Consider the following 16,400-nt stretch of genomic DNA (forward strand, 5'->3'; position numbering starts at 1 on the left):
AAAAAGAGGATAACTCCGTGGAGCTATCCTCTTAAGATATAATCAATCGAGTTTGTTTACTGATTATAAAGCACCTACTTCTTTCAATGCTTCGTTTGTTTTCTTAACAGCTGCAGCGCTCTTAGCGAACAATTCTTTTTCTTCAGCTGTCAGTTCCAGTTCAACGATCTTTTCGATACCGTTCTTGCCAAGGATTACAGGAACACCGATGCAAAGATCTGATTCGCCGTATTCTCCTTCCAGATAAACTGAACAAGGAACCATCTTACCCTGGTTGTGGATGATAGATTCAACTACATAAGCTCCTGCTGCACCCGGTGCATACCATGCAGAAGTACCCAGCAGTTTAGTCAGTGTAGCACCACCTACCATAGTAGAAGCAACCACTTCCTGCAGTTTGTCAGCACTTAACAATTTGCTAACAGGGATACCTTTGTAAGTAGCCAGACGAGCCAACGGAATCATTGTTGTATCACCGTGACCACCGATTACCATACCTTCTACTTCGTTAGCGTTGCATCCCAAAGCCTGAGACAAGAAATATTTGAAGCGTGAGCTATCCAATGCACCACCCATACCGATGATACGGTTTTTCGGCAGACCCAGAGATTTCAATGACAGGTAAGTCATTGTATCCATCGGGTTAGAGATAACTACGATAATTGCATTCGGAGAATATTTCAGGATGTTCTGAGCTACACTTTTAACGATACCAGCGTTAACACCGATCAACTCTTCACGAGTCATACCCGGTTTACGGGGAATACCTGAAGTGATAACTACAACATCAGAATTTGCAGTTTGAGCATAGTCGTTAGTGCAACCTACAACTGTTGTATCGAAACCCAGCAGCTGAGCTGTCTGCATCATATCCATTGCTTTACCTTCGGAAACACCTTCCTTAACATCAAGCATTACAACTTCGTCTGCCACTTCATTGAAGGCAAGAACATTTGCGCAAGTAGCACCTACATTACCGGCGCCAACAACTGTTACTTTAGACATAATAATAAGTTTTATATGTTATTACTTATAAAAATACTTCCTGTTTTTATCGAGGACAAAGGTACAATGTATTGCTGAATAAAGAAATATTTCCGTAAATAATTTAATTCTCCGGATTATTAATTATCGCTAAATAGGGGGAGAACGGATTTCTTAAAAAACATTACCGGTAGCATGAACAATCGCTATTGATCAGTAGTTTTATTAAAAAGGGGTTTACTAATCTTAAATCTGTGTGCATATGGTTAAGTTATTTCATTCTTGTTTAATGATATATCCTGTCATCTTATTATTTGTTTCCGGACTGGATGGGCAGGCACAGGTAGCACCGTTATTGCCGGATACATTCAGAACGGTCGTTCCTGATACTGTGAGACTGGATGATGAGATCGCTGTCGGATATGCTACCGGCAGGCAGCAGACCATTTCCGGTTCTGTCGATAAAGTTTCCGAGAAACGTATGAACAAGGGATATGTATCCAGTTCGCTGAATGCCTTGAGCGGGCAGGCGGCGGGTGTCAGTATTTCTACCGGGGCGAACAGGGCGGCAGCGTTGAGTTCTGTCCGGGTTCGGGGAACAACCTCCCTGACAGGGGGAAACGATCCGTTGGTTATTATCGACGGTGTTTCTTCCGATCTGAATACGCTTAGTTCTATCTATCCGGCGGATATCGAAAGCTTTACCATCCTGAAAGATGCTTCCGAGACGGCTCAATACGGTTCTCGTGGTGCTTCGGGGGTTATCGAAGTCGCTACGAAGAAAGGAAAAGGCGGTGCGTTCAGTATCAGTTACGATGGCAGTTTCGGGATCGAGGCGGTCTACAAGAATATGAAGATGTTGTCAGGAGGTGACTTCCGGGCAGTGGCGGCAGACCGTAATATCGAAATACTGGATCTGGGCTTCAATACGAATTTTCCGGAAGAAATAACCCGGACCGGGATTGTGCAGAACCACCATATCGCTTTGGGGGGAGGTTCTGAAACGTCTAATTATCGTGCTTCCCTCGGGGTTATGGACCGGGATGGGGTAGTACGAACCAATGATTTGCAGAATTTTACAGTCAAGCTGGATATTGCCCAGCGTGCGTTCAACGACCGGTTGAAGATTGATCTGGGTGTTTTCGGTTCCCTTCAAAAGAATCGTTATCTGAACGATATCCAGAAGACTTTTTATTCGGCTGCGGCTTTCAACCCGACATTCCCGAATCACAGGGATGAACAGACCGGAGCATGGAATGGGGTAACCAATGCCAGCCAGATCACCAATCCGCTTGCCTGGCTGGAAGTAAAAGATGACGACTCCAATGCTCACTTTAATACGCATCTCAAGTTTACACTGAAGCTGAGCAAGCAATTGAAGTTTTCCGCCTTCGGTTCTTATACATATAATATAATAGATAACTCCCAATATCTGCCGACAACGGTATGGGCACACGGACAAGCCTATAAAGGGGAGAGGAAGATGGAAGACCTGTTGGGGAATCTGATGCTGAGTTATTCCAACGATTGGGGTGAGCATCATCTGGATGCGCTGGGTTTGGCAGAGGCACAGAAGAATATATTGACCGGATTTTATACAACGGTCACCAATTTTTCTACGGATAAGTTTGGGTATAATAATTTGCAGGCCGGTGCCGTACGGCTTTGGGAAGGAACGAACTCTTATTATGAAGATCCCCGTTTGAGTTCTTTTCTGGGGCGTGTGAATTATGTGTATGCCGGAAAATATGTCGCAACGGTCAATGCCCGTGCGGATGCTTCTTCGAAAGTCGGTAAGAATAATAAATGGGGGTTCTTTCCTTCGGTTTCGGCCGCCTGGGTGATAACGGAAGAGGATTTTATGAAACAGTTCACTTTCCTGAACAATCTGAAATTACGTGCCGGTTATGGTTTGTCCGGTAATCAGGATGCAATAGACAGCTATAATTCCCTGCAGTTGGTTAAGCCTAATGGCGTTGTATCGGTGGGAGGAAGCCCGACGGTAACGATGGGTGTGATACGGAATGCCAATCCCGATCTGAAGTGGGAGGTGAAACGTACCGTGAATGCCGGTATAGATGTCGGTTTTTTCCGTAACCGCTTGTTGATGACGATCGATTATTATAATTCGAAAACCAGCGATATGCTTTATCTTTATGATGTGAGTGTTCCTCCTTTTGCTTATAATAAGTTGTTGGCAAACCTGGGTTCTATGCGGAATAGCGGTGTAGAGTTGGGTTTCGGGGTTACTCCGTTGCAGACGAAAGATATGGAGCTGAGTGTCAATGTGAATGTGACGTTCCAGCAGAATAAACTATTATCGCTGAGTGGTATGTACAACGGTGAATATATGTCGGCTCCCGAATATACCAGTATTTCGGACCTGAACGGCGCCGGTTTTCATGGTGGATATAACCACATTGTTTACCAGGTGGTCGGACAACCGTTAGGTGTCTTTTATCTTCCTCATTGTACCGGGTTGACGCAGCGTGAAGACGGGAGTTACCAGTATGAGATTGCTGACCTGAATGGTAACGGCGTGAACCTGGAAGATGGCGAAGACCGTTACATCGCTGGACAGGCAACACCAAAGACAATGCTGGGATCGAATATCAGTTTCCGTTACAAACAGTTTGATATCTCTTTACAGATAAACGGAGCATTCGGCCATAAGATATATAACGGAACTTCTCTTACTTATATGAATATGGGGAGTTTCCCTGATTACAATGTAATGCAAGGGGCTCCTGAACGAAATATCAAGGACCAGACAGCTACAGATTACTGGCTGGAGAAAGGGGATTATATCAATTTCGATTACCTGACTGTCGGTTGGAATGTGCCTTTGGGTAAATGGAGAAAATATGTACAGAATCTGCGTTTGTCCTGTTCTGTCAACAACCTGGCGACGATCACCGGTTATTCCGGTTTGACGCCGATGATCAATAGTTATATTGTAAATAATACGCTGGGAATAGACGATAAACGGAACTATCCGGTTTACCGCTCTTATACGGTCGGTTTGAGTTTTCAATTTTAATAGTTTATGGCGATGAAGAAGTTTGTTTTGCTTTTCTGTATATTATATAGCTTTGCTTTCCTTTCCTGCAGTAAGTTTCTGGAAGAGAATCCGAAAGATCAGATATCGGAAGAAGATGCGTATGATAGTGCGACTGCTGTTTATCTGAATACGGTTGCTACGCTTTATAATTATGTGGGAGGCTATAGCGATAGTCAGGGATTACAGGGAACATACCGGGGAATATACGATCTGAATACATTTACTACCGATGAGGCTATTCTGCCTACACGTGGCGGTGACTGGTATGACGGTGGTTTCTGGCAAGGTCTTTTCCTGCATAAATGGGGGGTGAGCAGCGATGCTATACGGGCCACGTGGGAGTATTTGTATAAGGTGATAGTATTGAGTAATAAGTCACTGGAACGTCTGGACGAATTTTATAAACAGACCGGAAATAAATATATTCCGCCTTATATGGCTGAGGTACGGGCTTTCCGGGCGATGTATTATTATTATCTGGTGGATATGTTCGGACGTGTTCCTCTTGTGCTGTCATCTTCTACACCGATGAAAGAGGTCAAACAGAGTACGCGTCAGGAGGTTTTTGAATTTGTTGTGAAAGAATTGCAGGAGACAACTCCCTTATTGAGTCCGGAACGTAGCAACCAGTTCGGTGACTATTATGGTCGTATGACTCGTCCGGTAGCTTATTTCCTGTTAGCTAAATTAGCCTTAAATGCTGAGGTTTATACGAATAATAACTGGACCAGCGGTAGTCGTCCGGACGGCAGGAACCTGTTTTTTGAGGTGGGCGGGCAGCGTTTGAATGCCTGGCAGACGGTAATGGCTTATTGTGATTCCATTACCGCATCGGGTTATCGGCTTACGCCTACTTATGAAGAGAATTTTTCAGTATTCAATGAAACATCGGTGGAAAATATCTTTACTGTTCCGATGGATAAGAACTTTTATACGAATCAGATGCAATACCTGTTTCGTTCCCGTCACTATAATCATGCGAAAGCATATGGGTTATCCGGAGAAAACGGCTCTTCTGCCACTCAGGAAGTACTCCGGACTTTTGGTTATGATACGGAAGAGGTCGATGCCCGTTTCAGTAAATGTTATTTTGCCGGTGTCGTACTCGATCTGAATGGAGATACTGTCCGGCTCGATACCGGAGAGGTGCTGGAGTATCTGCCCTGGCTGGTGGATGTGGATATTACCGGCAAACCGTATGAAAAAGTGGCCGGTGCCCGTATGAAGAAATATGCGATAGATAAAACGGCGACTAAAGACGGAAAATTGTCGGATAATGATATTGTGTTGTTCCGTTATGCAGATGTCCTCTTGATGAAGAGTGAGGCCAAGGTTAGGAACGGAGAGAACGGGGATGCGGAACTGAATCAGGTACGTTCCCGTGTCGGTATGGCTGACAGGCAGGCCACATTAGAGAATCTCCTGGCGGAACGGCAAATGGAATTTGCCTGGGAAGGGTGGAGGAGACAGGATCTGGTTCGCTTCGGACTGTTTACACGTGCCTATAGCAGCCGTCCGCAGTTGCCGGATGAAAGCAGCGGTTATACGACCGTTTTCCCGATTCCGGAGAATATTTTATTATTGAATGGCAATCTGACACAGAATCCCGGATATTAGCAATCGAATAAAAAAAGGATGCCTCCCAGGGAGAGCATCCTTTTTTTACTTAGTTTATATGGAATTCTTTTTATAACTGAATCCAGCGAACATATGCGAAGTCCATGCGGTGAGGCAATTCTTTGTTTACAGGGTAAACACGGAAGCCCATCTTATGAACACCAGCTTCGCTTGAAGTCGTTTTCAGTTCGAAGAACAGTTTAGAACCTTCTTCTTTCTTCAATTCGAACGGTTTAGTGTAAAGTAATTCGAGTTGATGGTTTTCAGAATTTTCTTTGGTAACAACCACTTCGGCTCCTAACATTCCCTGAAGATCTTTACGGTCGATCACAAGGTTGAAAGAGTATTCTTTACCAACAACCGGTCCGTCGATAGCCAGGTCTTTGCTACAGGTGAATGATTCAACCTGGAAGCTATCCCAATGTTCTGCCACTTCTTCTTTCCAGGCTGCGATCTCTTTTGCTTCTGCAAAGTTTCCTTCACGTAAATGAGCGGAACGAGTAGCCAGCTTGTTATAGAAACGATTGATATAATCGTCCAACATACGTTTCATTGTATAGTCGGGAGCGATCTGTGACATGGAATTTTTGATATACTGGATCCATTCAGGAGAATATCCCTTGCTGTTCTTAGCATAATAAGTCGGGATAAGTTCTGTTTCCAGGATATGGTAGATTGTTGCAGCGTCCAATTGATCTTGGTACTGTTGGTTTTCATAAGTACGCTTGTCGGTCAATGCCCAACCAGCACCTTCTTTATAACCTTCGTACCACCATCCGTCGAGTACGGAGAAGTTCAGTACACCATTCATTTCAGCTTTTTCACCAGATGTACCGGAAGCTTCCAGCGGACGTGTCGGAGTGTTCAACCAAACATCGACACCGGCAATCAGGTGACGAGCCAGGCGCATGTCGTAGTTTTCGAGGAAGATGATCTTACCCAGGAATTCCGGACGGCGTGAGATTTCAACGATGTGTTTGATCAATCCCTGTCCACCACCGTCAGCCGGGTGAGCTTTTCCTGTAAATACAAACTGGATCGGATATTTTTCATTGTTTACGATCTTAGCCAGACGGTCGAGGTCGGTAAACAGCAGGTGAGCACGTTTGTAAGTTGCGAAACGGCGTCCGAAACCGATCAACAGTGCGTTCGGGTTGATCTTTTCAAGTACGGAAACAACCTTTGAAGGATCGCCCTGGTTTTTCAACCAGTTCTGTTTGTACTGAACTTTGATATATTCGATCAGCTTTTTCTTTAATGTCTTACGGAGATCCCAGATATCATCGTCGTTGACATTCTGGATAGCTTCCCAGTATTTTTTGTTCGACTGGTCGGTGAAGAATTTCTTGTCGAAATGTTCGTAGAAGAAACGTTTCCATTCCGTAGAAGCCCATGTCGGCATGTGTACACCATTGGTAACCCAGCTAACGTGAAGTTCATCAGGGAAATAACCTTTCCATACCGGAGCGAACATCTTCTGTGATACTTTACCGTGCAACCAGCTTACACCGTTTGCTTCCTGGCAAGTGTTCAAAGCAAATACGCTCATGGAGAACTTTTCGTTGGAACCCGGATTTTCGCGTCCCATATCGATAAATTCCTGCCAGCTGATACCCAGCTTACCTGGGAATTCACCCATATAACGACCGAACAGGCCTTCGTCGAAATAGTCGTGTCCGGCAGGAACCGGCGTATGTACTGTATAAAGAGCAGAAGCACGCACAACCTCCAACGCTTGGTTGAAAGTAAGTCCGTCGTTCTGAATATAGTCAACTAAACGTTGAGCATTGATCAATGCAGCATGACCTTCATTGCAATGGTAGATCTGCTTTTTGATACCCAATTTATTCAACATCAGGATACCACCGATACCTAACAGATATTCCTGTTTCATACGGTTTTCCCAGTCGCCACCATATAGCTGGTGAGTGATCGAGCGGTCCCATTCGCTATTCTGAGGAATATCTGTATCCATCAGATACAAAGGCACACGGCCTACGCTTACTTTCCAGATGTGAGCATATACGGTTCTGCCGGGGTAAGGAACTTCCAAAACCATCGGTTCACCGTTAGACTGTGTAACCTGAGAAAGAGGTAATGAATTGAAATTCTGTGGTTCGTAGTTCGCAATCTGCTGTCCGTCCATAGACAGGGATTGTGTGAAATATCCGTAGCGATACAGGAATCCGACAGCTGTCAGGTCGATATTACTGTCACTGGCTTCTTTCAGATAATCACCAGCCAGTACGCCCAGACCACCGGAGTAGATTTTCAGTACGTTGGTAAGTCCGTATTCCATACTGAAATAAGCAACAGAAGGTTTCGTTGCATCAGGTTTAGTATCTACATATTCCCTGAAGCCAGCGTAAACTTCCTGTATTTCGGCCATCAATACTTTGTCAGCCTGGATTTCTTCAATGCGTTTGTAAGATAAGCTTTGGAGCAAAAGTACCGGGTTACCTTCTGTAGATACCCAAAGGTCTTTGTCGATTTTTCCAAATAATTTAGCTCCTTCATGATTCCATACCCACCACAGGTTTGTCGCCATTTCGTGTAAGGGTTGCAATACTTCAGGAAGCATCGAATGTGAATAAACGTCCTTCCAGATCGGACTGTTTGCGTTATTCGCTTTGATTTTCATTATTGTGAGATTTAAAATGATTCAACTTAAAATAAGATGTAAAAAACTGTGGCAAAGATAGGATTATCTCGCTAATTATGAGCCAAATTTAACCATTTCTTTTGGCCGCAGCTGCTAGTGCATCGCTGAAAGCCTTTTGGTAAAATACGATAAATTTGCTCCATTCAGCCTGCTTTGCCAGTTTGAAACAGCGTTTGCGTATTTCTTCAACTTCCTTTTCATCTTTCTTGACGAGCGAGAGAATTGAAGTCGTGATAGCGTCGGCAACATCGAAATAATTGAAGTCTGTCCGTTCGATAACGGCAACTCCTTCACTGATGTTTTTGCCGGATACACTTTTTTCCGCCCATAAGCCGAATCCGGCCAGGTTGGTAGTTACTGTCGGTATGCCAAAAGCAACACTTTCCAGTGGTGTGTATCCCCAGGGTTCGTAGTAAGACGGATATACGGTAACATCCATACCGATCAGCAGATCGTAATAGGGTTTATTGAAGATACCGTCGCGTCCGTCCAGATAGCAGGGTACAAATATGATTTTGAGCTTCTCGGAAGCCTGGTTTGTAAATCCTGCATGTGAGATATAATTTAATACCTTGTCCTGATCCATCAGGTTCAGCCAGTGGGTAATAAAAGGCATTTGCATGGGAGAGGTCGTCGGAATATTCTTTTCAATGACCTCTTTCAGATCGGCACGTGCATCACGGACCCAGGCAGGGACCATCAGGAATGCAACGACTTCGCGCTGTAATTCTCCTGAGTTGCGCACGCGGTTCATGGCCTCGATGAAAACATCGATCCCTTTGTTGCGGTATTCGTAACGTCCGCTGGTCGATACCAGTAATGCATCCGGAGAGATGGAACATCCCAGGAGTTTTTCAGCTACATTGATCAATGTCTTGCGGGCTTCTGCACGTTTCTTTGTATATTCTTTTCCTTCGGGAACAAAATTCGGTTCGAAGCCGTTCGGAGTAACAATATCCGGTGCTTTATCCAGTAATTGTTTACACTCCCTGGCTGTGATATCACTGACCGTCGTGAAGCAGTCGACATGGTGTGCAGCCTGTTTCTCGAGCGAGTGTTTGGCTTCCATGTTCAGTTCTTTTGCCATCTGGTCGCCGTTGTATCCGTCCATATAGGCATATAAAGCCTTGTTATTACCGGCAATGGAACGCCCGATGGAAGTAGCATGTGTAGTGAACAGCGTAGCTATGGCAGGAAGTTGCTTTTGAATGTAAAGTGCTCCCATACCCAGCATCCATTCATTGAATAGAGCTGTTACTTTTTTGTCGGAGAGATTATAGAAGTTGTAAAAACTTTCTATCACTTTTCCTACGGCATAGGCAAAAATACAGGATTCGTCATAGTCACCGTAAGCGTGCATCGAATCTACCCGGAAATTTTCCCACATGGAGTAGAAAAAAGCGTCTCTCTCACTGAAGAAAGGCTTGAAGTCGACCAAAACGACCGGAGGTGTACCTGGCACGTTCCAGCGTCCGACTTTCATTTTTAGCTTATCAGTGGTTCTCGCATGTTTTTTCCAATCAGCAAACAGAGTATCATCTTCGATAAAGTCCGGAGCATTTGCGGGGCCCCACACATCAGGTCCGATAAAAATAACTTTATCATTGAACATCTGTTGCAGAGTATGCGCTTTTGTAGACAGCACTGTGTAAATTCCTCCCACTTTATTACAGACTTCCCAACTGCTTTCAAAGAGATATTCTGGCGTTGTTGTCTTTGTATCCATAAACGATTTTGTTTATAATCAGAGAATTTGAAGCTGCAAAGATACATTATTTTTATCTTTTTTCCCGCGGTATGAGTTATTTAATAAAGGATTTTGTAGATTTGTAGATAATTTAATTTGAAAATTATGGCTAAGAGAAGAATTTTAAAGAAAGAAATCGGCTATGTAGCAGGTGAACTATTTTCTGAAGTATTGGTTTGTAGGCTATTTATTCCTGGTGTAGAGGAGGAAAAAGCTGATGTTCTGTTGACTAGAATATTGGATATGCAGGATGAGTTTATCCGCCGTGCCGGTAGCCCGGATGGCAAAGACAACAAAACGCTGGTGAAAGAGTATTATCGTAAGTTGCGTGTGGATTTGCAGACGGAAGTAAATGCTATTGCAAACGAAATAGGAGAGCTAAGCAAAGAAAAGTAAATAATGAAGAAAGCTATTAGTAAGGCACTTCTTCGCATGGCCGGATGGAAAGTGGGTCCAATGTGCGAAGATGTGCCTAAATGTGTGATATGCGTTGCCCCGCATACCAGCAATTGGGATTTTATTGTCGGAAAGTTACTTTATACGGCATTAGGGCGTAACGCCAGTTTCCTGATCAAAAAGGACTGGTTTTTTTTCCCCTTTAATTTATTCTTTTCGTGGTTGGGTGGTGTACCGGTCGACCGGCAGAAACATACTTCTGTGACCGACCAGATGGTTGAGGTATTCAATAAACGTAAGATATTTCAACTGGCTATAACACCGGAAGGCACACGGAAAAGGGCAGAAGAGTGGAAAAAAGGTTTTTATTATATAGCACAGAAAGCACAGGTTCCTATCATGATCGCTTATTTCGATTATGCAAAGAAGGAAGCTGGTATCAAAGGATTGTTCTATCCGACTGGTGACGCAGAAAAGGATATTCATACAATCCGCGAATATTACAGAGATGTGACAGCTTGTCACCCGGAAAATTTCGTACAAGTTTAATTTACTATTATGGCAGACAGTTTACGTATCAGTATGATCCAGTCCCATATCATTTGGGAAGACAGGGATGAGAATCTTGGTTATTACGGAGAATTACTCCGGCGTGTGAGTGGAAAAACGGATATTGCCGTGTTACCGGAAACATTTACGACCGGTTTTTCCATGGAGGTGGAAAGGTTGGCTGATACGATGGACGGGCCAACTGTTCCGGCTATAAAAGGCTGGGCTAGTAAATATAACCTTGCTGTTGTGGGTAGCTTTATTGTGAAAGACAATGGAAGCTACTTCAACCGTGCCTTTTTTATCACTCCCGAAGGGGACGAGTATTATTATGACAAACGTCATTTATTCCGTATGGCTGCTGAAGATAAGCATTTTACTGCCGGGGATAAGCGTACGATCATTAGCTATAAAGACTGGAATATCTGCTTACAGGTATGTTATGATCTTCGCTTTCCTGTCTGGAGCCGTAACCGGAATAATGAATATGACTTACTAATATATGTAGCCAACTGGCCGGAGGCACGTAAGAAGGTATGGAAGGCATTACTTCCTGCCCGTGCTATTGAGAATATGGCTTATGTTTGTGGGGTTAACCGGGTGGGGATCGATGGAAAAGGGTTTACTTACCGTGGCGACTCAATGACTTTTTCTCCGAAAGGAAAGAAGTTGGCGGATGCCGGTAAACGGGAAGAGATAACCCGTACCTGTACCTTGAACAAGGGAGACCTGGAGGAACTGCGTGCAAAGTTCCCGGCGTGGAAAGATGCCGATACTTTCTCGATAGGATAATGATTGTTTTTTCTGAATCAAATTTATAAAGGCAGGGCTATTGTAAAGCAACTGCCTTTTCCTTTTTCAGACTGAAGCCTTATTTCTCCTCCGAAACGTTTGATGATGACCTGGCAGATTGCCAGTCCCAATCCTGTCCCCTGGGCAAATTCATCCAGTTTATTAAAGCGTTCGAATACGGCTTGTTGTTTTTCTTTAGGTATTCCTATCCCCGTATCTTTTACGTAAATATCAACTGTTTCTTCCGTGATATCGTATGTGTAACCAATTCTGATGTAACCCTCGTGTGTGAACTTGGATGCATTGTTGATAAAGTTTGTAATGACCTGCGTCAATCGGAGGGCATCTGTTTCTATCACAATCGGTTTTTCCGGAATATCTATTTGTAACTTAACCTCCGCCGGCATCAGTACCTGGTGAGTATGATAGATATTTTTCATCAGATCGGTTAAATTGCAGGACTTGAACGAAAAGTCCATTTTACCCGATTCGATACGTGACAGATCCAGAATATCATTGATCAATTTCAGCAGTAACTCAGAATTGGAATTGATCAGCCCTAGAAACTCTTTCCGTTCTTCCGTAGACAGTTCAACCTCTTCCTCCTCTGCTATTATGTTGGAAAAACCGACGATTGCATTTAAAGGTGTACGTATCTCATGGCTCATATTCGCCAGGAAAGCAGATTTCATCTTATCCGATTCTTCCGCTTTCTGCCGGGCATTGATCAGTTCCTGCTCTGCTTCTTTACTCTGTTGTATGTTCAGGCAAAGTCCGTTGAAGATATCCTCTTCCAGATTGTATGTATAGCGGAATTCCCACCATTGATAACCCTTCCCGTCAAAGTTACAGCGTATCTGTGAAATGTTCTTTTGTATTTTTCCTTGCCGTGCGTTTATAACGTCGTTATTAAAATTTTCCAGATTGGCAGGATGGACACAAGCTTTGAATTCGTCTGTGGGAAGCATTTTTTCTTCTATTCCGGCATCTATATAGAATTCTTTATCGAAAGAGAACATGTTGTCTCTGAACTGAAAAGCATATACTTTGCCTCCGGTAAGTGCCAAGGATAAAAAGCGTTCTCCTTTCTTCAGATTTTCCTGAGCGATCTGTTTATTCCTGTTTTCCCGTAAATAGAGATATATCAGATAGGATATGATAAGAATAATGGCAATACCTGTCAGGATACCTATAATTATGATCTGTAGCTTATATCGTTCGTAAAAAGGCATTTTTATGATATGAAAGGAACCTGGAATACTGCTTTTGGATATATTCCAGCGTTCTATTTCAGTCCAGTCTAACAGGTATTCTTTGGGACTGGGGATAATGGGGATATCTTCTACCTTTTTACCTTGTAGAATTTCTGTTGCCAGATTTACGGATTGGCATATTTGTGTTTCAGGAGATGTTAAATAGCCACCGAGGATCCCTTCTTTCAGACCGAAGCCTTCATTGACAACAGACAGTGTGGGACCATTAGCGAATAGGCCCAGTCGTTTGGATGCAAAATCTCTTTTGCTTTGTACAAACACGGTATAGCGGGCTAGCCCTGAAAGTGACCATAACAAACCGCTGGAAGTGGATTCGCGGGCATCAATTAATCTGAATTTGGTTTTCGCTGGCTTTTTGAGTATCCGGCTTTTATCTTTTATTGTTGTGATACTATCCAATGTAAATGAATAGGCTCCATCTCTGTCAATGGTAAAGAGTTTTTCGTTTACTCTTTCTATACCCGCATTTTTCGCATCATCTAAAAAAACTTTTGTCGTTTTCCTTCCGAGAAATGTATTGTCTGTCCATATATTGAAGTACATAGGACCGAATATTGTTTCCCCTAGCTGAACGGTTTTCATATACTCAGGTTTATCCCAAAAGCCTGTTATATTGGGGTACTGTTTTAATAATTCCCAGTTGGGGAAATTGACGCCGTCGAAAACGACGGGGATCTCTCTGATGAGATGATGTTTGCAAGCCATTATCGAATATGCCGCTTGATCATCATAAACCAGGATAAGTTCGGGATTCCAGATAGAGACCGTATCGAGAAATTCATACATTCTGACTTTTTCTTCTGCATCCAGATAAGAATCACAATCCAGGTAGAATGTTTTCAGGTTAGCATCTATGTTATGTTTCTTAAATTCCTGATGTATTTTTTCTTTTCTTCCTTCATAGCCTGTGTATTCGGGCTCAAAAGATTCAATTACCAAAATTCTGTGTTTTTCTTTCTGGCGATCTTTGCTACATGATGTGGTAATTATTAGTAATAATATCCACGTGATTTTAATAATATGTTGAAAAAAAGGTTGCTGCATACATTTGCTTGATAGCTGCAAATATATGAAAGACTATTTGAATCTCAATGGTTCTTTGTTTATTTATTTAGGAAGCAGGCAGAATAAAAAAAGCGACTGCCGGATTTGCATCCGACAATCGCTTTCATCTTATGTGGAAAATGTAATTTAATTATTTAACTTCCTCGAAGTCAACATCTGTAACACCGCCGTCTTTGTTTCCGCCGGCATTGTTATTTGCCTGCTGCTGTCCGAAGTCAGGACCCGGCTGTGCACCACCCTGAGCGTTCTGAGCATTATACATTTCCTGGCTTGCAGCCTGGAATACGGTGTTCAGTTCTGTCATAGCGGCATCGATACCGGCAATATCCTGAGCTTTGTGAGCCTCTTTCAGCTTGTTCAATGCAGCTTCGATCGGAGCTTTCTTGTCTGCCGGAAGTTTGTCACCCAGGTCTTTCAGCTGTTTTTCAGTCTGGAAGATCATACTGTCAGCCTGGTTCAGCTTGTCGATACGTTCTTTTTCTTTCTTATCAGCTTCAGCGTTGGCTGCAGCTTCATCTTTCATCCGTTTTACTTCGTCATCGCTCAAACCACTGGATGCTTCGATACGGATACTCTGTACTTTACCGGTTCCTTTATCTTTTGCAGATACATTCAGGATACCGTTGGCATCGATATCGAATGTTACTTCGATCTGAGGTACGCCACGCTGTGCAGCAGGGATTCCATCCAGGTGGAAACGGCCGATAGACTTATTATCTTTTGCCAAAGAGCGTTCACCCTGCAGGATGTGGATTTCTACAGACGGCTGGTTGTCGACAGCTGTTGTAAATGTTTCCGATTTCTTAGTCGGGATAGTTGTGTTGGCTTCGATCAACTTGGTCATTACACCACCCATTGTTTCGATACCCAGAGACAGCGGAGTCACATCCAGCAACAGTACGTCTTTTACTTCACCGGTCAATACACCACCCTGAATGGCAGCACCTACGGCTACTACTTCATCCGGGTTAACACCTTTGGACGGAGCTTTACCGAAGAATTTTTCAACGATAGCCTGTACAGCCGGGATACGTGTAGAACCACCTACCAGGATTACTTCGTCAATATCGGAAGTACTCAAACCGGCATCTTTCAATGACTGACGGCACGGTTCGATACAAGCCTGGATCAGACTGTCTGCCAGTTGTTCGAATTTAGCACGTGTCAATGTTTTTACCAAGTGCTTTGGAATACCGTTAACCGGCATGATATATGGCAGATTGATCTCTGTGCTTGTTGTGCTTGACAGTTCGATCTTCGCTTTTTCAGCAGCTTCTTTCAAACGTTGTAAAGCCATCGGGTCTTTACGCAGGTCGACACCTTCTTCACGCAGGAATTCTTCTGCCAACCAGTCGATAATCACATGGTCGAAGTCATCACCACCCAGGTGTGTATCACCGTTTGTTGATTTTACTTCGAATACACCGTCGCCCAGTTCAAGGATTGAAATATCGAATGTACCACCACCAAGGTCGAATACAGCGATCTTCATATCTTTGCTGGTCTTGTCAAGGCCGTAAGCCAAAGAAGCGGCAGTCGGTTCGTTTACGATACGGCGAACATTCAAACCTGCAATTTCACCTGCTTCTTTTGTTGCCTGACGCTGAGCATCGCTAAAGTAAGCCGGAACAGTGATAACGGCATCTGTTACTTCCTGACCTAAATAATCTTCAGCAGTTTTCTTCATTTTCTGAAGAACCATAGCTGAAATTTCCTGCGGGGTGTACAGACGGCCTTCGATATCCACACGCGGAGTGTTGTTATCGCCACGTACAACTTTATAAGGTACGCGATTGATTTCTTTCTGAACCTGGTCGTATGTTTCACCCATGAAACGTTTGATAGAGAATATAGTCTTTTCCGGATTGGTGATAGCCTGACGTTTTGCGGGATCACCAACTTTACGTTCGCCGCCTTCAACGAATGCAACGATTGAAGGAGTTGTTCTTTTACCTTCGCTGTTTGCAATAACAACCGGTTCGTTACCTTCCAGTACGGCAACACATGAGTTGGTTGTTCCTAAGTCGATTCCAATAATTTTTCCCATAATTCGATAATATTTTAATTGTTATTATTTTTCGTCTTTGCTTTTTCTCTTGTCGAGTTGCACCAATTAGTATACAAAACGTATGCCAAAGTAACAATGAACAGTTCTGAATTGTTTTTGCTGTCAGAAATAATGACAATACGGCAGTTGTTAAAACGATATATTTTTATCTTTGTGCCATAGGAGGAATTATGTCCTAATTTATA

General features: G+C 43.4%; 10 protein-coding genes. 5 read left to right on the forward strand and 5 right to left on the reverse strand.

Annotated elements, in window-relative coordinates; translation table 11 throughout:
• Positions 1–63: 63 nt before the first annotated feature.
• The gene (gene mdh / locus IEY67_RS20295; RefSeq protein WP_122352179.1) at positions 64–1,005 is read right to left on the reverse strand and encodes a malate dehydrogenase; all 942 of its coding nucleotides are present in this window, start codon (positions 1,003–1,005) and stop codon (positions 64–66) included.
• A gap of 241 nt (positions 1,006–1,246) precedes the next feature.
• Between mdh and IEY67_RS20300 the strand changes: the two genes are divergently transcribed.
• The gene (locus IEY67_RS20300; protein ID WP_183672200.1) at positions 1,247–4,024 is read left to right on the forward strand and encodes a SusC/RagA family TonB-linked outer membrane protein; all 2,778 of its coding nucleotides are present in this window, start codon (positions 1,247–1,249) and stop codon (positions 4,022–4,024) included.
• A gap of 12 nt (positions 4,025–4,036) precedes the next feature.
• Positions 4,037–5,662 carry a RagB/SusD family nutrient uptake outer membrane protein gene (locus IEY67_RS20305; RefSeq protein WP_122375543.1) on the forward strand — a complete coding sequence of 542 codons (1,626 nt, stop codon included), beginning with the start codon at positions 4,037–4,039 and terminating at the stop codon, positions 5,660–5,662.
• A 70-nt stretch (positions 5,663–5,732) separates the two neighbouring features.
• On the opposite strand, the gene glgP is transcribed toward IEY67_RS20305, so the two are convergent.
• Positions 5,733–8,303 carry an alpha-glucan family phosphorylase gene (glgP, locus tag IEY67_RS20310; RefSeq protein ID WP_122375480.1) on the reverse strand — a complete coding sequence of 857 codons (2,571 nt, stop codon included), beginning with the start codon at positions 8,301–8,303 and terminating at the stop codon, positions 5,733–5,735.
• An 88-nt stretch (positions 8,304–8,391) separates the two neighbouring features.
• Positions 8,392–10,050 carry a glycosyltransferase gene (locus IEY67_RS20315; protein ID WP_122375481.1) on the reverse strand — a complete coding sequence of 553 codons (1,659 nt, stop codon included), beginning with the start codon at positions 10,048–10,050 and terminating at the stop codon, positions 8,392–8,394.
• Positions 10,051–10,176: 126 nt separating this feature from the next.
• On the opposite strand from IEY67_RS20315, the gene IEY67_RS20320 reads away from it, so the two are divergent.
• Genes IEY67_RS20320 through IEY67_RS20330 form a run of 3 tightly spaced genes read left to right on the forward strand, consistent with a single transcriptional unit; the run spans position 10,177 to position 11,808 of the window.
• Positions 10,177–10,467, forward strand: a complete 291-nt coding sequence (locus IEY67_RS20320; protein ID WP_122352183.1) for a hypothetical protein — start codon at positions 10,177–10,179, stop codon at positions 10,465–10,467.
• A 3-nt stretch (positions 10,468–10,470) separates the two neighbouring features.
• Positions 10,471–11,016, forward strand: coding sequence for a 1-acyl-sn-glycerol-3-phosphate acyltransferase (locus tag IEY67_RS20325; protein ID WP_122352184.1), 546 nt, complete (start codon positions 10,471–10,473; stop codon positions 11,014–11,016).
• Between the two features lie 9 nt (positions 11,017–11,025).
• Complete coding sequence (locus IEY67_RS20330; RefSeq protein ID WP_183672201.1) at positions 11,026–11,808, forward strand: amidohydrolase; 783 nt, start codon at positions 11,026–11,028, stop codon at positions 11,806–11,808.
• A 23-nt stretch (positions 11,809–11,831) separates the two neighbouring features.
• On the opposite strand, the gene IEY67_RS20335 is transcribed toward IEY67_RS20330, so the two are convergent.
• Complete coding sequence (locus tag IEY67_RS20335; protein WP_183672202.1) at positions 11,832–14,021, reverse strand: sensor histidine kinase; 2,190 nt, start codon at positions 14,019–14,021, stop codon at positions 11,832–11,834.
• Positions 14,022–14,277: 256 nt separating this feature from the next.
• Positions 14,278–16,194, reverse strand: coding sequence for a molecular chaperone DnaK (gene dnaK / locus IEY67_RS20340; RefSeq protein ID WP_122352187.1), 1,917 nt, complete (start codon positions 16,192–16,194; stop codon positions 14,278–14,280).
• Between the last annotated feature and the right edge of the window lie 206 nt (positions 16,195–16,400).

The sequence above is a fragment of the Parabacteroides faecis genome, assembly GCF_014647375.1.
Taxonomy (GTDB): domain Bacteria; phylum Bacteroidota; class Bacteroidia; order Bacteroidales; family Tannerellaceae; genus Parabacteroides; species Parabacteroides faecis.